21 protein-coding genes are annotated in these 25365 nt (G+C 58.1%); 8 read left to right on the top strand and 13 right to left on the bottom strand.

What is annotated here, in order from left to right; translation table 11 throughout:
- Positions 1-4 precede the first annotated feature (4 nt).
- The 5 genes from xdhB (at position 5) to PQR63_RS06805 (ending at position 8820) form a co-directional block, all read left to right on the top strand.
- The gene (gene xdhB / locus PQR63_RS06825; RefSeq protein WP_408166729.1) at positions 5-2377 is read left to right on the top strand and encodes a xanthine dehydrogenase molybdopterin binding subunit; all 2373 of its coding nucleotides are present in this window, start codon (positions 5-7) and stop codon (positions 2375-2377) included.
- Between the two features lie 25 nt (positions 2378-2402).
- On the top strand, positions 2403-3494 hold the full coding sequence (xdhC, locus tag PQR63_RS06820; RefSeq protein WP_408166727.1) for a xanthine dehydrogenase accessory protein XdhC: 1092 nt from the start codon (positions 2403-2405) through the stop codon (positions 3492-3494).
- Between the two features lie 127 nt (positions 3495-3621).
- Positions 3622-4920: a guanine deaminase gene (gene guaD / locus PQR63_RS06815; RefSeq protein ID WP_408166725.1), complete on the top strand. Its 1299-nt coding sequence runs from the start codon at positions 3622-3624 to the stop codon at positions 4918-4920.
- 256 nt (positions 4921-5176) lie between these two features.
- Positions 5177-7876: a DNA mismatch repair protein MutS gene (mutS, locus tag PQR63_RS06810; protein WP_408166723.1), complete on the top strand. Its 2700-nt coding sequence runs from the start codon at positions 5177-5179 to the stop codon at positions 7874-7876.
- On the top strand, positions 7873-8820 hold the full coding sequence (locus tag PQR63_RS06805) for a hypothetical protein (RefSeq protein ID WP_408166721.1): 948 nt from the start codon (positions 7873-7875) through the stop codon (positions 8818-8820). The genes mutS and PQR63_RS06805 overlap by 4 nt, the downstream gene beginning before the upstream one ends.
- A 164-nt stretch (positions 8821-8984) precedes the next feature.
- Here the strand turns inward: PQR63_RS06805 and PQR63_RS06800 are convergent, their stop codons facing one another.
- Positions 8985-9539, bottom strand: coding sequence for an FKBP-type peptidyl-prolyl cis-trans isomerase (locus PQR63_RS06800; RefSeq protein ID WP_408166719.1), 555 nt, complete (start codon positions 9537-9539; stop codon positions 8985-8987).
- 310 nt (positions 9540-9849) lie between these two features.
- Here PQR63_RS06800 and PQR63_RS06795 point away from each other — a divergent pair, with 310 nt between their 5' ends.
- Both PQR63_RS06795 and PQR63_RS06790 read left to right on the top strand, forming a co-directional pair.
- Entirely contained in the window at positions 9850-10974 is a 1125-nt protein-coding gene (locus PQR63_RS06795; RefSeq protein ID WP_408166717.1) for a JmjC domain-containing protein, read from the top strand.
- A gap of 283 nt (positions 10975-11257) precedes the next feature.
- The gene (locus PQR63_RS06790) at positions 11258-11512 is read left to right on the top strand and encodes a hypothetical protein (RefSeq protein WP_083444733.1); all 255 of its coding nucleotides are present in this window, start codon (positions 11258-11260) and stop codon (positions 11510-11512) included.
- Positions 11513-11745: 233 nt separating this feature from the next.
- On the opposite strand, the gene PQR63_RS06785 is transcribed toward PQR63_RS06790, so the two are convergent.
- The 10 genes from PQR63_RS06785 to PQR63_RS06740 all read right to left on the bottom strand — a co-directional run bounded on the left by PQR63_RS06785 (position 11746) and on the right by PQR63_RS06740 (position 21629).
- Positions 11746-12528, bottom strand: a complete 783-nt coding sequence (locus PQR63_RS06785) for an MBL fold metallo-hydrolase (RefSeq protein ID WP_408166715.1) — start codon at positions 12526-12528, stop codon at positions 11746-11748.
- Positions 12529-12577: 49 nt separating this feature from the next.
- Positions 12578-13753 (bottom strand): NlpB/DapX family lipoprotein, encoded by a 1176-nt coding sequence (bamC, locus tag PQR63_RS06780; protein WP_408166713.1) that lies wholly within the window; start codon positions 13751-13753, stop codon positions 12578-12580.
- Positions 13754-13817: 64 nt separating this feature from the next.
- The gene (dapA, locus tag PQR63_RS06775; protein WP_408166712.1) at positions 13818-14696 is read right to left on the bottom strand and encodes a 4-hydroxy-tetrahydrodipicolinate synthase; all 879 of its coding nucleotides are present in this window, start codon (positions 14694-14696) and stop codon (positions 13818-13820) included.
- Positions 14697-14819: 123 nt separating this feature from the next.
- Entirely contained in the window at positions 14820-16019 is a 1200-nt protein-coding gene (locus PQR63_RS06770; protein ID WP_408166710.1) for a tryptophan--tRNA ligase, read from the bottom strand.
- Positions 16020-16027: 8 nt separating this feature from the next.
- Positions 16028-16690, bottom strand: a complete 663-nt coding sequence (locus PQR63_RS06765; RefSeq protein WP_408166709.1) for a site-2 protease family protein — start codon at positions 16688-16690, stop codon at positions 16028-16030.
- Between the two features lie 172 nt (positions 16691-16862).
- Complete coding sequence (locus PQR63_RS06760; protein ID WP_408166707.1) at positions 16863-17489, bottom strand: L-threonylcarbamoyladenylate synthase; 627 nt, start codon at positions 17487-17489, stop codon at positions 16863-16865.
- 89 nt (positions 17490-17578) lie between these two features.
- Positions 17579-18454 carry a protease HtpX gene (htpX, locus tag PQR63_RS06755; RefSeq protein ID WP_408166705.1) on the bottom strand — a complete coding sequence of 292 codons (876 nt, stop codon included), beginning with the start codon at positions 18452-18454 and terminating at the stop codon, positions 17579-17581.
- A 196-nt stretch (positions 18455-18650) separates the two neighbouring features.
- Entirely contained in the window at positions 18651-19496 is an 846-nt protein-coding gene (locus PQR63_RS06750; protein WP_408166703.1) for a 3',5'-nucleoside bisphosphate phosphatase, read from the bottom strand.
- 119 nt (positions 19497-19615) lie between these two features.
- Positions 19616-20494: an alpha/beta fold hydrolase gene (locus PQR63_RS06745; protein WP_408166701.1), complete on the bottom strand. Its 879-nt coding sequence runs from the start codon at positions 20492-20494 to the stop codon at positions 19616-19618.
- Between the two features lie 109 nt (positions 20495-20603).
- Positions 20604-21629 (bottom strand): patatin-like phospholipase family protein, encoded by a 1026-nt coding sequence (locus PQR63_RS06740; RefSeq protein WP_408166699.1) that lies wholly within the window; start codon positions 21627-21629, stop codon positions 20604-20606.
- Positions 21630-21761: 132 nt separating this feature from the next.
- Between PQR63_RS06740 and PQR63_RS06735 the strand changes: the two genes are divergently transcribed.
- A complete protein-coding gene (locus PQR63_RS06735) occupies positions 21762-22358 on the top strand; it encodes an LOG family protein (protein WP_094564800.1) in 597 nt (198 codons plus the stop codon).
- A 95-nt stretch (positions 22359-22453) separates the two neighbouring features.
- On the opposite strand, the gene PQR63_RS06730 is transcribed toward PQR63_RS06735, so the two are convergent.
- Both PQR63_RS06730 and purF read right to left on the bottom strand, forming a co-directional pair.
- Positions 22454-23695 carry a cystathionine gamma-synthase family protein gene (locus tag PQR63_RS06730; RefSeq protein ID WP_408166697.1) on the bottom strand — a complete coding sequence of 414 codons (1242 nt, stop codon included), beginning with the start codon at positions 23693-23695 and terminating at the stop codon, positions 22454-22456.
- 148 nt (positions 23696-23843) lie between these two features.
- The gene (gene purF, locus PQR63_RS06725) at positions 23844-25364 is read right to left on the bottom strand and encodes an amidophosphoribosyltransferase (RefSeq protein WP_408166696.1); all 1521 of its coding nucleotides are present in this window, start codon (positions 25362-25364) and stop codon (positions 23844-23846) included.
- Position 25365: the final 1 nt, after the last annotated feature.

Genomic DNA, 25365 nt, shown 5'->3' with positions numbered 1-25365 from the left:
CGTAATGAACAAGCAAACTGAAGAATTCATGTCCATCAAGAATCCGCAAACCTTGTCCGCCTGGACCGAAGTCGGCAAACCGCATCCGCACGAATCCGCCATCCTGCACGTGACCGGCGAAGCCACCTACACCGACGACATCGTCGAGTTGCAAGGCACGCTGCACGCTGCACTCGGTCTGTCGACCAAGGCGCACGCAAAAATGCGTGCTATCGATCTGAGCAAGGTCAAGGCATCCGCCGGCGTCGTTGCGGTGTATACCGCTGACGATATCCCCGGTGAAAACCAATGCGGCGCCATCATCAAGGACGATCCGGTACTGGCCGATGGCCTGGTGCAATACGTCGGCCAGCCGATCTTTGTGGTTGTCGCCGACAGCCACGACAATGCCCGCCGCGCTGCGCGCCAGGCTGTGATCGATTACGAAGAACTGCCGTCCATCCTGACGCCGCGTGCTGCGCACGAAGCCGAATCCTATGTTCTGCCGCCAATGCACCTGTCGCGCGGTAATCCGGCTGAGGCCTTCGACAAGGCACCGCACAAGCTAAAGGGTCAGTTCGACGTTGGCGGGCAGGAACAGTTTTATCTGGAAGGCCAGATCTCTTACGCGATCCCCAAGGAAGGCCGTGGCATGCATGTGTATTGCTCGACGCAACATCCGAGCGAAATGCAGCATCACATCGCCCACGTGCTGCACGTCGCCTCGCATGACGTGCTGGTCGAATGCCGCCGCATGGGCGGTGGTTTCGGCGGCAAGGAATCGCAATCGGCCTTGTGGGCTTGCGCTGCGGCAGTCGCTGCGGTGCGCCTGCGCCGTCCGGTCAAGCTGCGCGCCGACCGCGACGACGACATGATCGTCACCGGCAAGCGCCACTGCTTTGCCTACGATTACGAAATCGGCTACGACGACAATGGCCGCATCGTTGCCGCGAAGATCGACATGATCTCGCGCGCCGGTTTCTCGGCAGACTTGTCGGGCCCGGTCGCAACACGCGCCGTGTGCCACTTCGACAATGCCTACTATCTCTCTGACGTGGAAATCCACGCCATGTGCGGCAAGACCAACACGCAATCGAACACTGCCTTCCGCGGCTTCGGCGGCCCGCAAGGCGCGATCGCCATCGAATACATCATCGACGAAATCGCCCGCAATCTCGGCAAGGATGCGCTGGAAGTGCGCCGCGCCAATTTCTACGGCAGCAGCGATGCGACAGGTCCGGATGCGCGCAATGTTACGCATTACGGCCAACACGTTGAGGACAACGTGATCCAGGCGCTGGTCAGCGAGCTTGAACGCACCAGCGAGTATCAGGAACGCCGCAAGGCCATCAACACCTTCAACGCCGAGAACACCATCCTCAAGCGCGGTCTGGCGCTGACGCCGGTGAAGTTCGGCATCTCGTTCAACGTGCCGCATCTGAACCAGGCCGGTTCGTTGGTGCACGTCTATACCGACGGCTCGGTGCTGGTCAATCACGGCGGTACGGAAATGGGCCAGGGCCTGAACACCAAGGTGGCGCAAGTCGTCGCCAACGCCCTCGGCCTGCCGCTGGATCAGGTGCGCTGCACTGCCACCGATACCAGCAAGATCGCCAATACTTCAGCCACCGCCGCCTCGACCGGCAGCGATCTGAACGGCAAGGCGGCGCAGGATGCGGCCTTGCAAATCCGCGCACGCCTGGCGCAGGTCGCGGCCGAACGCTTCAACACCGATGTCAGCGAAGTACGCTTTGCCGACGGCATGGTGACGACCGGTGCCCAGTCCGTGACCTTTGAAGAACTGGTGATGCAGGCGTATCTGAAGCGCGTGCAATTGTGGTCGGACGGCTTCTACTCGACACCAAAGGTGCATTGGAATTCCAAGACCATGAACGGCCATCCGTTCTTCTACTTCGCTTACGGCGCGGCAGTCGCTGAGGTCGTGATCGACACGCTGACCGGCGAGTGGCGCCTGATCCGTGCAGACTCACTGTATGACGCAGGCGAGAGCCTCAACCCGGCCATCGACGTCGGTCAGGTCGAAGGCGGCTTCATTCAGGGAATGGGTTGGCTGACCACGGAAGAATTGTGGTGGAACAAGGACGGCAAGTTGATGACGCATGCGCCATCGACGTACAAGATTCCGGCGGTGTCGGATTGCCCGACGGATTTCCGTACGCACTTGTTCAAGAACAGCAACGTCTCGGACACCATCCACCGCTCCAAGGCGACCGGCGAACCACCGCTGCTGCTGCCGTTCTCGGTGTTCCTGGCGATCCGGGATGCGGTGTCGGCGGTGGGCGAACATCACATTAATCCGCCGCTGCGCGCACCAGCGACCAGCGAGGCGATTCTGGATGCGATTGATGCGGTGAAGGCCGCCGTCGCGGTGCAATAAGGTTTCCGATTTACCTGGAGAATTCATGACTACTTGGCTTGCCGCACTCAAGGACTTGCACAGCACCGCCACCCCGGCAGTGCTGGTAACGGTAGCGACCATTCAAGGGTCGACGCCGCGCGAGGCGGGTGCGCGCATGGTGTTTACGGCCGACGGCCAGTACGACACCATCGGCGGCGGTCATCTGGAATGGCGTGCGGCGCAGATTGCACGTGACATGTTGAACGCTGATCCGGCGGCATTCTCCGGCACGCGTAAATTCGAACGCATCGCGCTTGGACCGAGTCTGGGCCAATGCTGCGGCGGTGTGGTTTTTCTCGCTTTTGAACGTATCGATCAACACAGCGATGCACGCACCGGCGCGATGCTGGGCGAACTCGAACACCACTGGCGCAATGGCGTCGACGTCTGGCGTGCAGTTGCGCTGGAAGCTGACGAGCCGACGCTGCTGTACGAACTGGAGGGCGAAGTCTGCGACCTGAGCGCGCCCGACAATGGCCTCGACGCAACGATGTTCCGCAACGCCGGCAATACTCACGTCGCGGAAGACCGTTACGGCCGCCGCTGGCTGCTGGACCGCTGCCGCGCACATCAGCCGCAGGTGGTCCTGTTTGGCGCCGGCCATGTCGGCGCGGCCATCGTGCGCGTGCTGGCGACGCTGCCCTGCCGCGTGCTGTGGGTGGATGAGCGCGAAGACATGTTCCCAGTCGATCTGCCGATGCAGGTAACGGTTGAGGCCACTGACGTGCCCAATGCTGTCGTTGATCTGGCTGAGCCGGGGGCGTACTTCCTCGTCATGACGCACAGCCACGCGCTGGACCAGCAATTGAGCGAACGCATCCTGAAACGTGCCGACATCGGCTGGTACGGCCTGATCGGCTCGCAGACCAAGCGCAAGCAATTCGAACATCGCCTGCTCGATCGCGGCATCACAGAAGAGCAGTTGAACAAGATGACCTGCCCGATCGGCATTCCGGGCATCTATGGCAAGGAACCCGCCAGCATCGCAATCGCGGTGGTGGCGCAACTGATGCAGTTATGGGAAATCCGCTTTCAACAGCCGGATCGCAAGTTCAAGGCGAAGCTGGCCACACAGATGCTGGACGGCCGGAGCTAAAAGGACAACCGGACCGTCGCCTCAGCAGTATCTGTTCCAGCACCCATAACGTTATCATTCAGTTGTCGCAGTTGCCGCTCGCGCCTATGCGGGGCAGCACGCAACTGAATAGCCTAAAAGGATCATCATGACTTCCCACGTGCAAGCCTATCGCGCCAGCCTGCTCCATTTCAGCAACGACCCCGCCTTCGATGAACATGCTACGCAATGGCATGGCGACGGCCTCCTGATCGTCGCCGACGGCAAGATCGTCGCGGCCGGCGATTACAGCAAGCTGTCCGCTTCCCTGCCCGCTGACTGTGAGCTGCATGACTACCGCGGCAAGATCATCACGCCCGGTTTTATCGATACCCACGTCCACTATCCGCAAACCGACATCATCGGCTCGCCCGCACCGGGCTTGCTGCCGTGGCTGAACACTTACACCTTCCCGGCCGAACGTCGCTTTGAGAGCGGCGAACACGCCAGCGAAGTGGCTGACTTCTTCCTTGCTGAGCTGCTGCGCAACGGCACCACTACGGCCGCGGTGTATTGCACCGTGCATCCGCAATCGGTCGATGCCTTCTTCACCCGCAGCAGCGAACTGAACCTGCGCATGGTGGCCGGCAAATGCCTGATGGATCGCAACGCGCCGGATTTCCTGCGCGATACCGCCGAAAGCGGCGCGCGCGAAACCGAAGAGCTGATCCATCGCTGGCACAACAAGGGCCGCCAGCATTACGCCATCACCGTGCGTTTTGCACCGACCTCGACACCGGCGCAATTGAAGCTGGCCGGCGAACTGGCGACGCAATACCGCGACACCTACATCCAGACACACGTTGCCGAAAACACCGATGAAGTGAAATGGGTCAAGGAGCTCTTCCCCGACAGCCGCAGCTATCTCGACGTCTACGACCAGTACGGCCTGATGCGCGAACGTGCGCTGTATGCCCACTGCATCTGGCTGGACGACGCCGACCGCGCGCGTATGGCGGCGACGCAATCAGTGGCGACGGTGTGCCCGACATCCAACCTGTTCCTCGGCAGCGGCCTGTTCGATTTTGCCAATGCCGACAAGCTGCGCATGCCGGTGTCGCTTGCAACCGATGTGGGCGGCGGCACCAGCTTCTCGATGCTGCAGACGATGAATGAGCTGTACAAGGTCGGCCGCATGGCCGGTACGCATCTGGCGGCGCAACGGATGTTCTACATGGCGACGCTGGGCGGTGCGCGCGCACTGCAACTGGAAGGAACGATCGGCAATTTTGCAGCCGGTTGCGACGCTGACTTCATCGTACTCGATCCGAAGGCGACGCCGCTGCTGGCACGCCGCAGCGCCACCACGGACAGCCTGGAAGAGCAACTGTTTGCACTGGCAATCCTGGCCGACGACCGCGCGATTGCGGCGACTTATTCAGCAGGCGCTTGCGTGCATACACGTTGAAGCGTTAATACGCTGACTTAGCAAAAGGTTTCTTTGAGGAGTTGGGGCGAATAGCGCAAGTTGTTCGCCCTTTTTTGTTCCCTGGACCAACATTGAATTGCATTTAAAACAACCCCACCTCAATTGCCTCGGCAAACCCAATCCAAGATGCGCCTCGTCTCGCGCTGCTGCTCGCGGTAAAATGGCAGATCGCCAAAACCTAATCGCAGGACGACGCCGGCACCGCTTCAACGATGCAGCGTCAGCAATTGACTGAATGACCAAACACCAAAAATCCAACGTTGAATCCGACCCGGGCAGCACCGGCGCCGAGAAGCACACTCCCATGATGGTTCAGTATCTGCGCATCAAGGCAGATCATCCGAACACACTGGTGTTCTACCGCATGGGCGACTTCTACGAACTGTTCTTCGATGACGCAGAAAAAGCTTCGCGCCTGATGGGTATCACGCTGACCCAACGTGGTTCGTCCAACGGTTCGCCGATCAAGATGGCAGGCATCCCGTTTCATTCGGCCGACCAATATCTGGTCAAGCTGATCAAGTTGGGCGAATCGGTGGCGATCTGCGAACAGATCGGCGACCCCGCAACCAGCAAAGGCCCGGTCGAACGCAAGGTGGTGCGCGTGATCACGCCGGGCACGCTGACCGATTCTGATCTGTTGCCAGAAAAATCCGAACGGCCGCTGCTGGCGATGAACGTCGCCTCCGGCAAGCAACGCAAAACCGTCACGGTCGGTCTGGCCTGGTTGTCAATGGCCAGCGGCGCGCTCAAGCTGATGGAGTTCAGCGTCGAACCGGCATTGCTGGAAGCGCGTCTGAAGCAGGAACTGGAACGCATCTCACCGGCTGAAACGCTGGTCGCGGATACGGAAGCGGCCTCTTATACCCACATTCTGAGCAGCAAGCCGACGACCGTGCCGGACTGGCATTTCGATTTGCCGAGCGGCGAAAAGGCGTTGCTGGATCAACTCTCGGTAGCCACATTGAATGGCTTCGGCGCAGAAGGCATGACGGCCGCCATCGGCGCCGGTGGCGCACTGCTGCGCTACGCCCAATCAACGCAAGGCAAGGGCCTGCAACACGTACGCGCCCTGACCGTGGAATCGGAAAACGAATTCATCGGCCTCGACGCCTCCACCCGCCGCAACCTGGAACTGACCGAAACCATCCGTGCGCAAGACGCCAACGCGCTGGCACCTACGCTGTTTTCGCTGCTCGACCATTGCCGTACGGCGATGGGTTCGCGCCTGCTGCGCCACTGGCTGCACCATGCGCGGCGCGATCAGAATATCGCTCGAGCACGCCATGCCGCCATCAATGCCTTGATGCGCACCGATGCCTGCTCGGGCTTGTCGGCAACGCTGGCCGCCGTGCCGGATATCGAACGCATCACCACCCGCATCGCTTTGCTGTCGGCGCGTCCGCGCGACCTGGCCGGCTTGCGCGCCGGTTTGCAGCAGCTCGGTTCGCTGCGCAATTACGTCGCCATGTGTAGCCGCGATGCGGATGCCCCTCTTCTGCTGGAATTGCACGAAGCGCTGGCAACACCGACCGAATGCGTCGACTTGCTAGAACGCGCCATCATGCTGGAACCAGCCGCCATGGTGCGCGACGGCGGTGTGATCGCACGGGGCTTCGATGCAGATCTCGATGAGCTGCGCGGCCTGTCGGAAAACGCCGGGCAGTTCCTGATCGATCTGGAAACCCGTGAACGTGCCCGTACCGGCATCGCCAATCTGCGCGTCGAATACAACAAGGTGCACGGCTTCTACATCGAAGTTACGCACGGACAGACCGACAAGGTGCCGGACGACTATCGCCGCCGTCAGACACTCAAGAACGCTGAACGCTACATCACGCCGGAACTGAAAGCCTTCGAAGACAAGGCCCTGTCGGCGCAGGAGCGCGCCCTGTCGCGCGAGAAATTCCTCTACGAACAACTGCTGCAGGATCTGGCGCCGCACATCGTTACGCTGCAAGCTATCGCGCATGCGCTGGCGCAGCTCGATACGCTGGTGGCGCTGGCCGATCATGCCGCGCGCAACAACTGGTGCGCGCCGCAACTGGTAACCGAGCCGACCATCCTGATCGAGCAAGGCCGCCATCCGGTGGTGGAAAACCAGATCGAGCGCTTCATCGCCAACGATTGCGCCTTCAGTGCCGACCGCAAGCTGTTGCTGATTACCGGCCCCAACATGGGCGGTAAATCGACCTTCATGCGCCAGGTGGCGCTGATCACGCTGCTGGCTTATATCGGCAGCTTCGTGCCGGCGACCAGCGCGACGATCGGCCCGATCGACCGTATCTTCACCCGTATCGGTGCCGCCGACGATCTGGCTGGCGGCCGTTCTACCTTCATGGTGGAAATGACGGAGTCGGCTTCCATCCTCAACAACGCGACCGAAAATTCGCTGGTGCTGATGGACGAAGTCGGCCGCGGGACATCAACCTTCGACGGCCTCGCGCTGGCATGGGCGATCGCCAAGCATCTTATCGATGTGACGCGCAGCTTCACGCTGTTCGCGACGCACTACTTCGAGCTGACGCAATTACCGGAAATACATCCGAGCGCTTCCAACGTGCATCTGTCGGCGGTGGAACACAAGGACAGCATCGTCTTCCTGCATGCGGTGCAAGCCGGCCCGGCTTCGCAAAGCTACGGCTTGCAGGTGGCGCAACTGGCCGGTGTACCGACGCCCGTGATCCGCGCTGCGCGCAAGCATCTGACTGCATTGGAAACGCAATCGGTGCAGACAACGCCGCAGTTCGATTTGTTCAGCACACAGTCCCATAATGCTGCAGATGACGACGCGGATGATGAGGTCTCGTCCGCAGCCGTCGATCCTGCTGCACTGGCAGTGGCTGAGGCATTGGCGGATATCGATCCGGATGCCATGACGCCGCGTCAGGCACTGGAAGCGCTGTACCGCCTCAAGCAACTGGGTAGTGCATGAAACTGAGGCTGAAGCCCTTGCGCGCATTCGCCTTTGCCACCGCTGTGCTCATCAGCACGGCGATGCAAGCGGCGACGGCGCAAGACAGCTTTCAGTTCGGCGTAGTCGGCCATTCTTTTTCCGGCAATCCGGATGGCGCAGTGCTCAGCAAGGCACTGAGCGAAAGCGATGCCGACAACCTCGCCTTCGTCGTCGTCAACGGCATCAAATCGGCGGCAGAGCCGTGCAGCGATACACTCTACAGCGAACGCCGCGATTTACTCAAGGAAGCAGAGAACGGCGTCATCGTTTCGCTCGCTGCCAGCGACTGGGTCGGTTGCCGCAACAAGAACGGTTCGATCGCCATCGAACGCCTTAACCGCGTACGCGACCTGTTCTTCCCCGATGAATTTTCATTCGGCGCGAGCAAGGTACCGCTATTCCGCCAGTCGGTGACACCGAAATTTCGCGGCTATACCGAGAACGCGCGCTGGGAGTTCGGCAACGTCCTGTTTGCGACGGTCAATCTGCCTTCCGCAAACAATCACTTCTTGCCCGATGGCGGCCGCAACAGCGAATTTGAAGACCGCCTGATCGCCAACAAAGACTGGCTGCAACGCCTGTTCACCTTCGCCACGCAAAGGAAGATGGCTGGCATCGTACTGTTCACCGACGGCAATCCACTGGCGCAACCAAGCCAGCGCCCCTTTCTGCTGCGCGGGCAACGCGATGGCTTCTCCGAAACACGCCAGCGCATCACGACGCTGGCTGGCGAATTCCGCGGCAAAGTCTTGCTGGTGCATGGAGAGAATCTGAAGAACGAATCCAACGCCGGCATACTCTGGCGCCGCAATCTGGGCAGCATCGGCGTAGCATCTGGATGGTCGAAATTTGCAGTCGACAATAGCAAGCCAAATCTCTTCACGCTGGCTAACGAGACGAAATCGGCGCCGGCTTCACAGTAGTCCGTGCGGACTCATGAGCATGCTCGTCAGATCGCTTTTTTCTTGCTTTCCCCGAACGCCGATACATCACTAGGCCCTGACTTTCGTCAGGACGACGGATGACGTGTTTGAGATTGAAACGCCTATAAAAAAACGCAGCCTGAGCTGCGTTTTTTATCCGATTTTTAGTGAATCGGCTGGCTGCGGAAGTGATCACCTTCGTCACCATCGTCACCACCGTGATCGTGACCGTGGTCATGATGGTGATGGCCGTGTGGGCCGTGCACGTGCTGGTGCTGGATTTCTTCTTCGGTCGCTTCGCGCACTTCGATGACGTTCAGATCGAAGCGCAGTGCGATACCGGCCAGCGGATGATTGCCGTCAAGGACAACCTTGTCGTCAGCGATTTCAGTCACGGTAAAGATCACCGCTGCCTGGTTCTCGTCGTCCGGCGAACCTTCAAACTGCATGCCGACTTCGATCGGCGACGGCAGACGATTCTTTGGCTCGATCTTGACCAGCTCTGCGTCGTATTCGCCGAAGGCATCTGCCGGCTCGACTTGAATAGTCACGTTATAGCCGTTTTCCTGGCCGTCCAGCGCTTCTTCGATCTTCGGCAGCGTGTTTTCGTAACCGCCGTGCAGATAGACCATCGGCTCCTGGCTTTCTTCGATCAGTTGGCCTTGCGCGTCGGACAGTTTGTACTTGACGGAAACGACGGTATTTTTGGCAATCTTCATGTATGCCCCTTCTCTTGGTTCTGGTTCATCGGTCATTGCAGGTCTGGTGAAGCGCCGGTTAAACCGGCGACAACCTGCTACGTTTTTGCTTATGCTGCGAGGGCCGTATTCTGGTGCAAGCCCGAGAAGGCATGACATGGGAATGTACTGCAATCTGCAAGCCGAATTATACCCTTTCGCCGCTATTGTCATTACCTGCGCCGGGCATGTGCGTCTGCTTTCGTTGACATGCAGGCAAGCTCGCCGAAACGGCGCCGGCTTCTACGTCCAAGGCTGCGTACGCTCAGGCATTGCGCTCTATAATGTCGCCATGAAAAATACCCTGACTCTGCTCGGCGACATCAGTCCCGCCACCTTCCTGCGCGATTACTGGCACAAGAAACCTTTACTGATCCGCCAGGCTATTCCCGGCTTCAAGCCGCTGCTGTCGCGCCAGGCGCTGTTCGACATGGCATCGCGTGATGATGTCGAGTCGCGCCTGATCCAGCAAAACGGCGACGATTGGAAAATGGAACACGGTCCGCTGACCAAACTGCCGGCGCTGAAACAAAAAGAATGGACCATGCTGGTACAAGGTGTGAATCTGCATGACGATGCGGCTGACGACTTGCTGCGCCAGTTCCGCTTCATCCCCGATGCGCGTCTCGATGACCTGATGATCAGCTACGCCAGCGATGGCGGCGGTGTTGGTCCGCATTTCGACTCCTACGACGTGTTTCTGCTGCAAGCGCATGGCCAGCGCCGCTGGCGCATCAGCGCGCAAAAAGACTTGTCGCTGGTGGATGGTAAGCCCTTGAAGATTCTGAAGAACTTCAAGTCGGAGCAGGAATTCGTGCTGGAACCGGGCGATATGTTGTATCTGCCACCGCAATATGCGCACGATGGCGTTGCCGTGGGCGAGTGCATGACCTATTCGATCGGTTTCCGCGCACCTGCCTTCCAGGAACTGGGCGAAGCCTTCCTGCAATTCATGGCTGACTCGATCGATTTGCCGGGACGCTATGCCGATCCTGCGCTGACACCGGCCAAGCATCCGGCGCAACTGCCTGAGGAATTGCTGTCGCAGGTGACCGATGAGATCAACAAAATGCGCTTCACCGACGACGACATCACGATCTTCCTCGGCGAGTATTTATCGGAGCCTAAGGCCACGGTTTTCTTTGAACCGGCCGAAAAATCGCTGACTCCGGCGCGCTTCGCACAAGCCGCAAACAAGCGCGGGCTCAAGCTCTCGCGCAAAACACAGATGCTGTATCGCGGCAAGCATGTGTTCATCAATGGCGAATCGTTTGGGGTCGGCCGCGCCGACAAAGCGGTGCTGAGCGTACTGGCCGATGAACGTCGCCTGGATAAAAGCACCTTGCAACATGCTTCTGCGGATGTGATGGAGGCCTTTCACAACTGGTATGAAGACGGCTGGCTTGAGCTGTCTTAACAAGCTTAAAAATTGATCGTTTTCTGTTTTTCGGGATAGACCAGAATCCCGGAAACCTGCATGAATAAAGGGCTGACGACAAGCTGACTGGATTTCCGACAATCTTACAAATTCTTACAGAAAAGAATAATTCGCATGTGATTTCTGGAAAAAGTGGCTATAATATCGGGCTGGAAAGCTTTCGTTGTTAAGCGAACGTGTGAGACGGCGAAAACATCCTATAGAGCGATAATTACCGGTAATTATTCATCGCAAAATTTTGATTATTATTGAAGGAATATTCATGACAAAGACTCTGTTGATCGCATCGTTGTTGGCTGTTGCCCTGGCTGCTTGCGGTAAAAAAGAAGAAGCTCCTGCACCTGCACCAGCTCCAGCAGCTGAAGCTCCAGCAGCAGCACCAGCAGCTCCTGCTGCTGATGCAAAGCCAGCTGACGCAGCTCCTGCAGCTCCAGCAGCTGATGCTAAGCCAGCTGACGCTGCTCCTGCAGCACCAGCAGCTGACGCTAAGCCAGCTGACGCAGCACCAGCAAAATAATCAACTGATTATTGAAAAAGCCGACCTAAGGGTCGGCTTTTTTTATGAGCATCGTCTTTGTGCCGACTTGTCGGATTTGCATGTCCTGACTTGCGTACCTGTATTACACGTTCTACGTTACGCGCTTATACAAGCAGCGGGATCGGCGCCGAAACATAGAATGTTTTCATTTCGACAGCATCGAATACCACCTTTATCCCCCCTCAGCACCTACTTCGCAGCTTGAGCGGACTTTAGCTGATGGCAATCCAGTCAAAACCCTCTTCCTGGCAGGCGATCATAATCTCGCCCGGATGCGCATCCAATGCACCGCACAGCGCTGCGCGCGCCAGCTCCGGCGTATTGTTTTTCAGGCTCAAATGAGCGCCAATCACGGTTTTCAATTTTTTCTTGTCGAGTGCGGCAAGAATTTCAGCGCTGGTGTCGTTGGCCAGATGGCCATACGCACCGCCGATACGACGCTTCAGCGACGGCGGATAGGCTGAGTCGGCCAGCATCTGGCGATCGTGATTACATTCCAGCACCAGCGCATCGCAACCGCCAAGCGCTTGCACCAGATGGGCAGTCGACTGCCCCGCATCGGTCAACACACCCAGCTTGTAGCGACCGTCATTCGCGACGTATTGGACCGGTTCGCGCGCATCGTGCGGCACCGTGTATGGTAAAAATGACAAGTCGCCGATGACGAGTTCTTCACTGTCGCGGCAAAAGTGCAGCTCGACACCTTTGCAGGCATCTTCACCAACTGCCTGGTAAGTGCCATACGTCAGCCAGACCGGAATGCCATGACGACGGGCGAACTTGAAGGCACCGCCGACATGATCCTGATGCTCATGCGTGACGATGATGCCGGAAATATCTTGAGGGAGTTTGCCGATGCGCGTCAGGCGACGCTCGGTTTCTTTGATACCGAAACCGCAATCCAGCATGACCGTGGTATTGGTCATGCCGGAATTGCTGCCGGCGATAATGAGGGCATTGCCTTCGCTGCCACTGCCGAGACTTGCAAATTTCAACAGTGGCCTCGCGAAGACATGTACTGCTTGCTACGAATTTACCTGAGACTTATTTCAGCTGATCGTTCAGCAGACCAAGGATCTTGTCCGCGGTTTGCGAAAGTTCAGGCTTGCCGTCGTTGTTCTGAACGGTGATGTTGCTGATGTCGCCGGTACCCTTGACCACAATGCGGTAACGCGCTGCCTTCTTGTCCTTGTCCTTGGAACTGAACAGGTTCGAGAAGAAGCCGCCGGATTCCTTGTCCTTGGCATCCTGATTCTGATCAACGTAACGCACGAAATAAACACCTTGCGAGCGATCACGGTCTTCTACAGTGAAGCCGACGCGATCCAGCGCCAGACCGACACGACGCCATGCGCGATCGAAGCTCTCATCGACTTGCACGCTAGAGCCGGTCGCAGCCTTCAACAGCTTGGAACGTGCTTGCAGGGTCGGTGCATTGGCGACAGCAGCCTTGGCCTTGGTTTCTTCTGCACCCAGACGCACCATCAGACGCGCCAGGAATTCAGCTTCCAGACCTGGATCGGAAGGACGTGCTGTCCATACCGAAGTTTCCTTGGCCGAGCCGGTCAGCACTTCTTCTGCGCCGCGATGGCTGATGAAGATTTCAGTGGTGCCGTTCGGGCCACGTTCCAGACGTGTACGGAACTTGTCGCGCTCACCTGTGGAGTACAACGAATCAAACACTTTACCCAGTGTGTTGCGGATGAAGTCTTGTGGAATCTTGGCGCGGTTTTCAGCCCAGTCGGTTTCCATCACGCCGGTGTCCGGCGATTCGACGTTGATCAGGAAGCCCGAGTCTTGCCAGAAGTCCTTGATCGGTGTCCACAGCTGTTCCGGTGTTTGCGAGACGACCAGCCAACGCTGGCTGCCATCGCGCTCGATGCGCAGATCGCCCTTGGCGGCCGGCGCCACGGCTGCCGCGTCGGCTGCAGGACGAGTCTTCTGTTCCAGACTGTAGCCGGAAGCGGTCGCTACACCCTTGTTTGCTTCAGGAATCGCATAGCGATTGTCGCGTTGCAGTTGTGTCAGATCCGGCGGTACTTCGAGTCGTGGACCCTTGGCTTTTTCTGCGCTCTTGTAGTCGATACGGTCCCCTTCCAGCATGTTGCTGACGGCGCTGCATCCTGCGAGGCTGGTGAAAGCCAGAGCAATCATAAGACCCGTGAGACCACGTTGTGGGAGAAGACGTGAAGCAGAGTGAACGTTCTTGCGAATTGTCATATCGTTGCAATGAAAAGCGGGTTCGGGTTCAAGGGAAAACGACACTGCCGTTTATGTTAATTAATTATTTTAATACACCGGACTCACGCAGCGCGCCACGCACGGTATCGTGATAGGCATCGCCCAGCGGAGCCAGCGGCAAACGCATGCCGGATTCGATAAGGCCCATCTCCATCATTGCCCACTTCAGCGGTACAGGATTTGGTTCGACAAACAGCTTGTTGTGCAAAGGCAGCAGCTTGTTGTTCAGTTCGATTGCGCGAGCGATATTGCCGCTCATGGCCGCAACGCACAACTCGTGCATATCGCGCGGCGCGACGTTGGCCGTCACCGAGATATTGCCATGGCCGCCGTACAGCATCAGCGCGATCGCCGTAGCGTCGTCGCCGGAATAAATGGAGAACGACTTCGGCGCCAGACGGATCAGATCCGTGCAGCGGCCGATGTTGCCGGTTGCATCCTTGACGCCGACGATACCTTTCACTTGCGCCAGGCGCAGGATGGTTTCGTTGCTCATATCGGCGACGGTGCGGCCCGGCACGTTATACAGAATCACCGGCAAGTCGACCGACTCGGCGATCTTCTTGAAGTGCAAATACATGCCTTCTTGCGTCGGGCGGTTGTAGTAAGGAACAACCTGCAGCGATGCATCGGCGCCAACCTTCTTGGCGAACTCGGTCAACTCGATTGCTTCCGAGGTCGAATTGCCGCCGGTGCCGGCGATGATGGGGATACGTTTGGCGGTGTGTTCTACCGCCACTTTGATCAGCTCGGAATGTTCTTCGACCGATACGGTCGGGGATTCGCCAGTAGTGCCGACGATAACGATGCCGTCGGTGCCTTCTGCGATATGCCAATCAATCAATTTGCGCAATCCCGGGAAATCGAGACTGCCATCCGGATGCATCGGCGTGACGATGGCGACTATGCTGCCCTTGATCATGATGTTCGTGCGTAGTGAGTAGAAAATAAAAGACCGATTGTAGCGGATAGCCACTGCTATCGGTCAATTTGTTCAGATTTGCTTACATAGTACCTATACCCTGCGGGATTTTGATGCAGGCGATCAATAACCCAATCCCATGGCTTCGCGGACGTCGCGCATGGTGTCCTGCGCCAGCTTGCGGGCGGTATCGCAGCCATCGGCAATGATGGCGCGCACCAGCGACGGATCGTCAATGTATTGCTGCGCGCGTTCGAGCATCGGTTGCTGCTCTTTCAGGATGGCGTCGATGACCGGTTGCTTGCACTCCAGACAACCAATCCCGGCCGAACGGCAACCCTTGTCGACCCATTGCCGCGCAGCATCATCGGAATAGACCAGATGGAATTGCCAAACCGGACATTTGGTCGGATCGCCGGCATCGGTGCGGCGCACGCGTTGCGGATCGGTCGGCATGGTGCGGATCTTCTTGGTCACGGAATCCTTGTCTTCCCGCAGCGCGATCGCGTTGCCGTAGCTCTTGGACATTTTCGCGCCATCCAGGCCGGGCAAGCGTGAAGCTTCCGTCAGCAAGGCTTGCGGCTCCGTCAGGATCAGCTTGCGGCTGCCTTCCAGATAGCCGAAAAGGCGCTCGCGGTCGATCATGGACAAATTCTGCGCGTCGTCGAGCATGGCTTTGGCCTGCTCCAACGCTTCTTCGTTGCCCTGCTCCTGAAATTGCGTACGCAGTTCCTGATACAGCTTGGAGCGCTTGCTGCCGAGCTTTTTGACGGCTTCGCGCGCTTTTTCCTCGAAGCCTTTTTCCTTGCCGTAGAGATGGTTAAAACGGCGCGAAATCTCTCGCATCATCTCGATATGGGGAATCTGGTCTTCGCCTACCGGCACCTGGCTGGCGCGGTAGATCAACACGTCGGCCGCCTGCAGCAGCGGATAACCGAGGAAACCGTAAGTCGCAAGGTCGCGATCAGCCAGTTTCTCCTGCTGATCCTTGTAGGTCGGCACGCGCTCCAGCCAACCCAGCGGTGTCGCCATCGACAGCAACAAATGCAGCTCGGCGTGCTCAGGCACGCGCGACTGGATGAACAAGGTGGATTGGGATGGATCGACGCCGGCAGCGAGCCAGTCGATCACCATTTCCCAGGTGCTGGTTTCAATGACGCTTGGGTCATCGTAGTGTGTCGTCAATGCATGCCAGTCAGCAACAAAAAACAGGCAAGGCAGTTCAGATTGCAGCTTGACCCAGTTCTTCAGGGCGCCGTGATAGTGGCCCAGATGCAGCGCACCCGTCGGGCGCATACCGGAGACAACGCGATCAGGATACATGGTGTGTTTTAGTTAAAAAGTAAAGACAACGGCGAAGTAATCAATTGCAGCAAGCTTCCTGCCAGGTACATGACCGGCGCCATCCACCAGGTGTAGATCACCTTGAGCAAGACCAGTGCCATGACGATAAAGAAACCGTAAGGCTCGATCTGGGCAAATTTATACGCATATTTGTTCGGTAGCAAACTGGTCAGAATGCGCCCGCCATCCAGCGGCGGGATCGGAAACAGGTTGAAGGCGAACATCACCAGATTGGTCAGCACGCCGGCTTTGGCCATCAGCATGAAGAATTCTTCTTCGACGCCACCGATTGCCAACGCGTAAATCATCAGCGTCCAGATCAATGCCATCAGGAAGTTGGCGGCTGGACCGGCAAGCGCTACCCACGCCATATCGCGCTTGGGCTTGCGCAGCTTGCCGAAATCCAGCGGCACCGGCTTGGCATAGCCGAACAGGAAAGCACCGCTGGTGGCGAAGTACAGCAGCACCGGGATCACGATGGTGCCGAAAGGATCGATGTGTTTGAGTGGATTGAGGCTCATGCGCCCCATCATGTAGGCGGTCGTATCGCCAAAGTACTTTGCAGCAAAGGCGTGAGCCGCCTCGTGCAGTGTAATCGCGAACAGTACCGGGAGCGCATACACTGCGACAGTCTGGATAAGATCATTCATGGGTGCGAATTTTAGCAGAGGGATCAGGCGGGGCTGCCGGAAAATCGGCAGATAGAGCAAGAAATACGGGAAGGCGCTCTTGAACGCCTCCCCAGACTGCAGATATTAACGACATGACAACGATTACATACGCGAATGCCCTGGCATCCGATGAATCATTCCCGCAGGCAATTTACAAACCGAACGGCGCAGCGTTGCCTCGCCCCTGCCGCACCAGCACAGGCTCGGAGTCATCGCTGAGATCGATGACCGTGGTCGGCTCCAGACTGCAGGCGCCGCTGTCGATGACAAGCTCAATCTGTTTTTCCAGACGATCGCGAATATCCTCGGCATCGGTCAGCGCGTCGTCCTGATCAGGCAGGATCAGGGTCGTGCCGATCAGCGGCTGGCCGAGTTCTGCCAGCAAGGCGTGGGCGATCTGGTTTTCCGGTACGCGCAGGCCGATGGTCTTGCGCGACGGATGACTCAGGCGGCGCGGCACTTCCTTGGTGGCTTCCAGGATGAAGGTGTACGGCCCCGGCGTTGCGGCCTTGAGCAAACGGTATTGGCGGTTGTCGACCTTGGCGTATTGCGCAATTTCGCTCAGATCGCGACAGAGCAAGGTGAGATGATGCTTTTCGTCGACGCCGCGGATACGGCGCAGGCGTTCCACCGCATTCTTGTCATCGAGCTGGCACACCAGCGCATAACAGGAATCGGTCGGCAAGGCGACGATGCCGCCGCCCTGGATAATCTGCGCGGCCTGCTTGATCAGGCGCAGTTGCGGATTGTCGGGATGGATCTGGAAAAACTGACTCATGAATCCTTCGTTTCAAAATCGAATACGGTTTTCAAAAAGGCAAAACGGCGGTCGCTACACTGCACCGCCGTTTGTTTGCCATTGACGACTTATCGCTGACCGCGCAATGCCGCGATGCGCTGTTCCATCGGCGGGTGGCTGGAAAACAATTCCATGAAACCCGGCTTGTCGTTGATACCCATTGCCGCCATTGATTCCGGCAAACCGCTGACCGGGATGCCGCCCAGACGCGCCAGCGCATTGATCATCGGCTGCGGACCACCAAGCAGCTTGGCAGAACCGGCGTCGGCGCGGAATTCGCGATGACGCGAAAACCAGGCCACGATCATCGACGCGCCGATACCGAACACAATCTGGCAAACCATGACTGTCACCATGTAGCCGATGCCAGGGCCCGAGTTATCATTGTTACGGCGTAGCGCCGAGTCAACGAAGTAACCAACCACGCGCGACAGAAACACCACGAAGGTATTCACAACGCCCTGAATCAACGTCATGGTCACCATGTCGCCGTTGGCGATATGCGCCACTTCATGGCCGAGCACGGCTTCGACTTCTTCTTTGGTCATGCCTTGCAGCAGACCAGTGGATACAGCAACCAGCGCAGAATCCTTGAACGCGCCGGTAGCAAAAGCATTCGGCTCGCCTTCATAGACAGCAACTTCGGGCATGCCGATGCCGGCGCGCTGCGCCAGTTTGCTGACGGTGTTGACCAGCCAGACTTCCGTGGAATTGACCGGCGTATCGATCACGCGCGCACCGGTGCTCCACTTCGCCATGGTCTTGCTCATCAGCAGCGAAATGATGGAACCGGTAAAACCGACGACGATGGAAAACACCAGCAGCATCGGCAGATTGAGCCCTGCGCGCGTCAGGAATCTGTCCACGCCGAGCAGGGACAAGATCACGCTCATCACCACCAGCACGGCAATATTGGTCGCGAGGAAGAGGAATATGCGTTTCATCCGGAAAACTCCTATCAGGAAAGTGGTTATTAGATAGGAACAATCAGGGAGAAATCAAGAGATGTGCCGTAAAGCATTGATCGTAGTCCTCTCGATCTACATGTCGAGTCGTTAACAGAGCGTCGCTGGCAAGGCGCGCCGACGCAGACAGTACGAATGTACGGCAAGGAGAAGCAACGCTGCCAGCGGCGCTCTGTTAGCGATTCGCCAACTTCCAGTCGTGCCAAACTGGTGTCAGATCCTTCGGCAATGGCGGCAATGTGCCCAGATCCACGCGCGATTCTCCCGGGCCATGAAAATCCGAGCCGATCGATGCGAGAAAGCCGTAGCGCTTGGCGACGCGGGCATATTCCTCGTATTGATCCGGCGTGTGGCTGCCGGTGGTAACTTCGATCGCTGCCCCGCCATGCTGCTTGAATTCATCGAACAAGGCGCCAAATTCGAGATCGCTGTACTGATAGCGTCCGGGATGGGCAATCACCGCCACGCCGCCGGCGCCGCGAATCCAGTCGACCGACTCCTTGAGCGTCGCCCAGCGATGCGGCACATAGCCGGGTTTTCCCTCGCACAGATAGTTGCGGAACACTTCCTTGGTGTCGGCGCAGCGGCCGATCTCAACGAGGTAGCGGGCGAAATGCGTGCGCGACATCAGATCGGGATTGCCGACATGTTTAAGCGCGCCTTCAAAGGCGTTGGGGATGCCGACCTTCTCCAGCCCTGCTGCAATGTCGCGACCACGCCGTTCGCGGCCGTTACGCGTGGACTCCAGGCCCTTGACCAGCGTCTCGTTTTTTTCATCGATGCGCAAGCCGACGATATGCACAGTCTGCCCTGCCCATGTGATCGAGATTTCGACGCCTGGGATGTAATGCATGCCGAGATCCTGTGCGGCCTCGCGCGCGGTGGCGATGCCGCTGATTTCGTCGTGATCGGTCAGTGCCCAGACATCGACGCCATTGGCCTTGGCGCGCGCAGCCACCTCCGCTGGCGGCAGCAAGCCGTCAGAGACGTTGGAATGGCAGTGCAGATCGACGTTGAGCATTGTTGGAGAAGCCTTGAAAACACGAAAATGATACTTCCATTGTACGCCGCCGACGCCTTCTCTGCTGCGCTTGCACACAGACCTGAAAGGGGCTTGCGACGGCGACTGGAGTCTGAAGCTTATTCGTTCAGAAACGCTTCTATCGCCGTCGCCAGCAACGCCGGCTGATCGTGATGGAGCATGTGTCCGGCGTCCGGAATGATTTCCGTACGGACGTTGTGGAGGAAGCCGATACGGCGTTCGATTTCCGGGCGCATCAGCGCGTTTTGACCGAACCAGCGCCAGATGTCGGTTTCTGCTGCTTCAACCCACAATACCGGTGCGGTGATCTGCGCCCAGCAGGCGGTCACTTCCTCAACGCGATACAGCAATGGATTGGTGTTCTTGTGGGCCGGATCGCCAAGGATTGCCCAACTTCCGTCGTCATTCTGGCCGGCCCAGTGTTGTGCGAGGAAGGCAGCGCGCTCGCGGCTCAGGCGGGGATTGGTCTTTTGCAGACGGCCCATGACGTCTTCCAGCGTGGCGTAGCTGCGCATCTCCGGCTTTTCTTGCAGCTCGTCGAGCCATTTGGCGAAGCGTCCCGGCGCTTGTTCGGGCTTGGTGCTGGGCAGGCCGAAACCTTCCAGATTGACCAGCTTGGCAATCCGTTGAGGGCGCACGCCGGCGTACAGGCCGACAACGTTGCCGCCGAGGCTGTGACCGAGCAAATTGACTGCCTCGTCCGGTGCATAGTGCAGCAACAAGGCATCCAGGTCGGCCAGATAGTCGGGATACCAGTAGGTGTCGGCCTGAGGCCGCTCGGTCAGGCCGAAGCCACGCCAGTCGGGTGCAATGACATGCCATTCCTTTTGCAGGCAATCGACCATGAACTGGAATGAGGCCGAGATATCCATCCAGCCGTGCACCATGAAAATCTTGGGCGCCTGCGGATCGCCCCAGTGGCGTACGTGATATCGCAAACCACGGATATCAAGGAATTCGGAACGGGATGGCTTCATGGCTAAGTGGCTTCTCTGCAATCGGGGAAACCTCACAGTATAAGGCTAGCCCGCCCTGCCCGCTGCAGGGCCGCCTGTATCCGATAACAGCCGACTGGGGCCGAATGCCTTACTGCAGATATCGCCCGAGATCGAAGGACGATTTCAGCCCCACCGTATGGAAGTGCGTTTCCATCCAGCGTTCAGCGGCCAGCCTGCCTTCATCGTAAAGACCGTGGATGAAGGAACGCTTGGTGTTGAGCTTGCTCATGACGTCAAGCTGGCTCATCAGGTCGTTGGCCTCGATCAGGTGCATGTTGAGCCGCTTCAGACGCCGTTCCAGGGTGCCGAAGGCAAACATGCCGCTCTCCGCTTCCCGCTTGGCCAGAGCCAGTCCACCCACTTCGGTGAAAAACGCCGAACTGAAACTGATCTCCGAGAGACGCTGACCAATATCGTGTGTCGACGTCGGCGTGCCGGGACGACTGCAAGGATGCAGCAGCACCACCAGCAAATCGCGCGATGAGCACAGATGCAGCAAAGGGAAAATCGGCGGATTGGCCGTCAAGCCACCATCCCAATACGCCTCACCATCGATCTCGACCGGGCGATGCATCGAAGGCAGACAAGCTGATGCCAGCAAGGCATCCAGCGTCAGTTCACGGTCACGGAAAATCTTCAGCGTACCGGTGCTGACCTTGGTGGCGGCAATAAATAATTTGATGGTGCTGCGCGTACGCAAGCGGTCGAAGTCGACTTGCTCTTCGAGGATGTCGCGTAATGGATTGATATCAAGAGGATTCAGCTGCGTCGGCGAAAAGAAGCGCGTCATCGCCAGAAAGGCATGCATCGCCGCCGGCGTGGTCTGGGTCAGCAAGCTGGTACCGCCCGGCATCATCTCCGGCGGCAAGAAACTGAACGGTTCCTTGATCGCGATACGCCCCCAGAAAGCCGCCAACGCCTCGCGCGCGCCTTCGCGGCCGCCGACGTTGAAACCGTGCGACAGCACCGCTGCATTCATGGCGCCGGCGCTGGCGCCGCTGATGCCCTCAAACGCCATGCGCCCGTCTTCCAGCAGACGATCCAATACACCCCAGGTAAAGGCGCCGTGCGATCCCCCGCCCTGCAACGCCAATGTCACGATCTTGTTTTGCATGCTATTCCTTGAGTAGTCGTTCATGTCTCCTGTCATTGCCAGGTCACCTGAATTCGCTACGCTGGCGAGGATGTTTTTGTCACGGTAAGCATGTTATAACATGGCAATGTCGATTAATCCGAGCTAAAGAAAATGAAATCCATCTGTGTTTATTGCGGTTCTTCCGCCGGCGCTTCCGAAGTCTACGCGGAAGGCGCACGCGCGCTGGCGCGGGAAATGGTCAAAGACAATATTGCTCTGGTGTACGGCGGCGGCAACGTCGGCCTCATGGGCATTATTGCAACAGAAGTCATCCGCTTAGGCGGTGAAGCCACGGGCGTGATCCCGAAGGCGCTGCTGGACAAGGAGCTGGGCCACAACGGCCTGACCCGTCTGCACATCGTCAAGGACATGCACGAACGCAAGGCCATGATGGCGGAGTTGTCGGACGGTTTTATCGCCATGCCGGGCGGCATGGGTACGCTGGAAGAACTGTTTGAAGTGCTGACTTGGGCGCAGCTTGGTTTTCACTACAAACCGATCGGCCTGCTCAATGTGGACGGTTTCTACAATAACCTCATCGCCTTCATCGAACATCTGGTATCGCAACGCTTCCTGACGGCTGAACAGTCGCTGCTGATGATGCATGAGCAAAACCCGGCGGATCTGCTGCAGCGCTTCAAGACGTACAAGCCGAGCTATACCAACAAGTGGGCCGACAACACTGCGCCTGCGAAGCTGCTACCGTAATTCAGCAAGGCACAGAAAAAACGGTCATCCCGGCACAATGTCGGCATGACCGTTTTTCATGATGATCAGATCAACGTGATCAAATAATCATGCCATCAGGAATCCAGCGCCTGCCTGAAATCTTCCACCAGATCATCCGTATCCTCAAGGCCGATCGAGACGCGAATCAACGATTCGGCGATGCCCATTGCGGCGCGGCGCTCTTGCCCCATTTCATAGAAAATCGTGTGCGCCACGGGAATCACCAGCGTGCGTGTGTCGCCAAGATTGCTGGACGCCACCGCCAATTGCAGACGGTTCAGGTAATCAAAGCAATCGATGCCGTCCTTCAATTCAAAGCTCAGCAAGCTGCCGTAAGAACGGAACAGCTCCGTCGCCAGTGCATGTTGCGGATGCGACGGCAAACCCGGGTAATACACGGCCTCCACACGTGGATCGGCGTCCAGCATCTGTGCCACGGCCAGCGCATTGGCGCATTCGCGCTCCTGGCGCAGCGCCATGGTTTCTGCACCGACGGCGATGTGATGCGCCGCTTCCGGCCCCAGCGAAGCGCCGAAATCGCGCAAGGCCTTGGCGCGAATCTGCGCCATACCCCATTGTTTCTGTGGATTCTTTTTGTAGTTGTCGGCGATATGCGGATAGCGCGACCAGTCGTACAAACCGGTATCGGTCAGCGCGCCGCCCAGTGCGTTGCCGTGACCGCCGATGGATTTGGTCAGTGAATTGACCACCAGACCTGCACCAACTGCTTTCGGCTGGAACAGATAAGGCGACGTCATCGTGTTGTCAACGATGTACAGGATACCGCGCTCACGGCACAGGTCGCCGATACGTTTCAGGTCGGCGATCTGGGTGCGCGGATTAGCGATGGTTTCCACGAAGACGATGCGCGTCTCTGGCGTCAGTGCGGCTTCCACCAGTTTGACGTCGGTCGCATCGACCATGGAGACGCGCGCGCCTTGCGCATTGACGGTCATCCACATGCTATTGGTATTGCCGAACAGGAAAGCCGACGACACCACGTGATCGCCTTCGCGCAACAGCCCCTGAATCACGGCGCCGATCGCCGCCATACCGGTAGCGAAGCAGATGGTTGACAGTCCGCCTTCCATCTTGGTGATCTTCTCTTCCAGTGCCGACACGGTCGGATTGCCCTGGCGGCCGTAACGATAGCCGGACTGCTTGCCCTGGAATACTTCAGCCAGCTGGCGTGCATCCTTGTAGCCGAACGCCACGGAGGTATGGATAGGTTTGTGCAGCGAGCCGTGTTCGATCTCTTTTTGGCGATCGCTGTGCAAAATAGTCGTGGTGAAACCGTAGCTCTTCTTGTCGTTCATAGGTGTGGATGCGTAAGACAGTAAAACTTGGGAACAGTGATGATAAGCCAGTTCTGCCGCTGCCGCAGCAGCAATGCTTGCCTCAATGAAAAACGCCGGACGCTGTGACAGCGATCCGGCGTTTTTTCTGCTGCGTACGCGATGGAATTTAGTCCACGCGTGCCAGGTTCAGATTGAGTTGCGAGCGCACGGCATCTTCCAGCGCCGGTTTCGGATTCTTGCGTGCAAACTCGAGGCGATCGAGGTAGTCACGCGAGATGTCGCCGGTGATGTAGTTACCGTCGAAGCACGATGCTTCGAAGTTGCGCAACGCCGGATTGACGTCGGAGATTGAGCGCTTCAAGTCTTCCACATCCTGATACACCAGCGCGTCGGCGGTGATTTCGCGGCAGACTTCCTGATCGGTACGGCCGTAAGCAATCAGTTCGTCGCGTGTCGGCATGTCGATGCCGTAGACATTCGGGAACTTGACCGGTGGCGCTGCCGAAGCAAAGATCACGCGCTTGGCGCCGGCTTCACGGGCCATTTGCACGATTTCTCGGCTGGTGGTACCACGCACGATCGAATCATCGACCAGCAGCACGCTCTTGCCCTTGAACTCGGAACCGATGGCGTTGAGCTTCTGACGCACGGACTTCTTGCGCAGGCCCTGGCCTGGCATGATAAAGGTACGGCCGATGTAGCGGTTTTTGATGAAACCTTCGCGGTAATCGAGGTTCAGCTTGAGCGCCAGTTCCATCGCTGCAGGACGCGACGAATCAGGAATCGGCATGACGACATCGATTTCACCGCTGGAGATTTCGCGACGGACCTTCTCGGCCAGGTATTCACCCATCTTCAGACGGCTGGCGTAGACCGAAGCACCATCGATGACCGAGTCAGGACGGGCCAGGTAGACGAATTCGAACGCACAAGGATTCAGCGTCGGATTGTCGGCACATTGCTGGTTGTACAGCTTGCCATCGTTGTCGATGAAAATCGCTTCACCCGGCATCACATCGCGCAGGAAGCGGAAGCCCAAGCCTTCCAACGCCACGGATTCGCTGGCCAGCATGTATTCGGAGCCCTTGTCGGTTTCGTTGAAACCCAGGCACATCGGACGGATACCGTACGGATCGCGGAAACCCAGCAGGCCGTAACCGGCGATCTGCGCCACCACGGCGTAGGAGCCGCGCACGCGCTTGTGCACCATCGCAACAGCCTTGAAGACTGCAGCCGGATCCAGCGAATAGCCGGTCGTAGCTTGCTGCAACTCATGCGCAAACACGTTGACCAGCACTTCGGTATCGGAATCGGTGTTGAGGTGGCGGCGGTCGTTCTTGAACATCTCGACCTTGAGCTGTTCCGCATTGGTCAGGTTGCCGTTATGCGCCAGAATGATGCCGAACGGCGCATTGACGTAGAACGGTTGCGCTTCTTCTTCGCTGGACGAGCTGCCGGCGGTCGGATAACGCACCTGGCCGAGGCCGGTGTTGCCTGGCAACGAACGCATGTTGCGCGTACGGAACACGTCGCGCACCAGACCGTTGGCCTTGTGCATCGAGAAACCGTTTGCGTGATTGGTTGCGATACCCGCTGCATCCTGGCCGCGATGCTGCAACAGCAGCAGCGCATCGTAGAGCAACTGATTGACTGGACTATGGGAAACGACGCCGACAATGCCACACATG

Origin of the sequence: Herbaspirillum rhizosphaerae (assembly GCF_046025915.1) — a bacterium.
In the GTDB taxonomy this organism is placed as follows: Bacteria; Pseudomonadota; Gammaproteobacteria; order Burkholderiales; family Burkholderiaceae_D; genus Herbaspirillum; species Herbaspirillum rhizosphaerae_A.
The sequence above is the reverse complement of the archived record's forward strand: the minus strand, read 5'-3'. Positions and strand labels throughout refer to the sequence as shown.

Coding starts and splice junctions, on each gene's coding strand:
- xdhB (WP_408166729.1), top strand. CDS start 5: ATGAACAAGCAAACTGAAGAATTCATGTCCATCAAGAATCCGCAAACC.
- xdhC (WP_408166727.1), top strand. CDS start 2,403: ATGACTACTTGGCTTGCCGCACTCAAGGACTTGCACAGCACCGCCACC.
- guaD (WP_408166725.1), top strand. CDS start 3,622: ATGACTTCCCACGTGCAAGCCTATCGCGCCAGCCTGCTCCATTTCAGC.
- mutS (WP_408166723.1), top strand. CDS start 5,177: ATGACCAAACACCAAAAATCCAACGTTGAATCCGACCCGGGCAGCACC.
- PQR63_RS06805 (WP_408166721.1), top strand. CDS start 7,873: ATGAAACTGAGGCTGAAGCCCTTGCGCGCATTCGCCTTTGCCACCGCT.
- PQR63_RS06800 (WP_408166719.1), bottom strand. CDS start 9,539: ATGAAGATTGCCAAAAATACCGTCGTTTCCGTCAAGTACAAACTGTCC.
- PQR63_RS06795 (WP_408166717.1), top strand. CDS start 9,850: ATGAAAAATACCCTGACTCTGCTCGGCGACATCAGTCCCGCCACCTTC.
- PQR63_RS06790 (WP_083444733.1), top strand. CDS start 11,258: ATGACAAAGACTCTGTTGATCGCATCGTTGTTGGCTGTTGCCCTGGCT.
- bamC (WP_408166713.1), bottom strand. CDS start 13,753: ATGACAATTCGCAAGAACGTTCACTCTGCTTCACGTCTTCTCCCACAA.
- dapA (WP_408166712.1), bottom strand. CDS start 14,696: ATGATCAAGGGCAGCATAGTCGCCATCGTCACGCCGATGCATCCGGAT.
- PQR63_RS06770 (WP_408166710.1), bottom strand. CDS start 16,019: ATGTATCCTGATCGCGTTGTCTCCGGTATGCGCCCGACGGGTGCGCTG.
- PQR63_RS06765 (WP_408166709.1), bottom strand. CDS start 16,690: ATGAATGATCTTATCCAGACTGTCGCAGTGTATGCGCTCCCGGTACTG.
- PQR63_RS06760 (WP_408166707.1), bottom strand. CDS start 17,489: ATGAGTCAGTTTTTCCAGATCCATCCCGACAATCCGCAACTGCGCCTG.
- htpX (WP_408166705.1), bottom strand. CDS start 18,454: ATGAAACGCATATTCCTCTTCCTCGCGACCAATATTGCCGTGCTGGTG.
- PQR63_RS06750 (WP_408166703.1), bottom strand. CDS start 19,496: ATGCTCAACGTCGATCTGCACTGCCATTCCAACGTCTCTGACGGCTTG.
- PQR63_RS06745 (WP_408166701.1), bottom strand. CDS start 20,494: ATGAAGCCATCCCGTTCCGAATTCCTTGATATCCGTGGTTTGCGATAT.
- PQR63_RS06740 (WP_408166699.1), bottom strand. CDS start 21,629: ATGCAAAACAAGATCGTGACATTGGCGTTGCAGGGCGGGGGATCGCAC.
- PQR63_RS06735 (WP_094564800.1), top strand. CDS start 21,762: ATGAAATCCATCTGTGTTTATTGCGGTTCTTCCGCCGGCGCTTCCGAA.
- PQR63_RS06730 (WP_408166697.1), bottom strand. CDS start 23,695: ATGAACGACAAGAAGAGCTACGGTTTCACCACGACTATTTTGCACAGC.
- purF (WP_408166696.1), bottom strand. CDS start 25,364: ATGTGTGGCATTGTCGGCGTCGTTTCCCATAGTCCAGTCAATCAGTTG.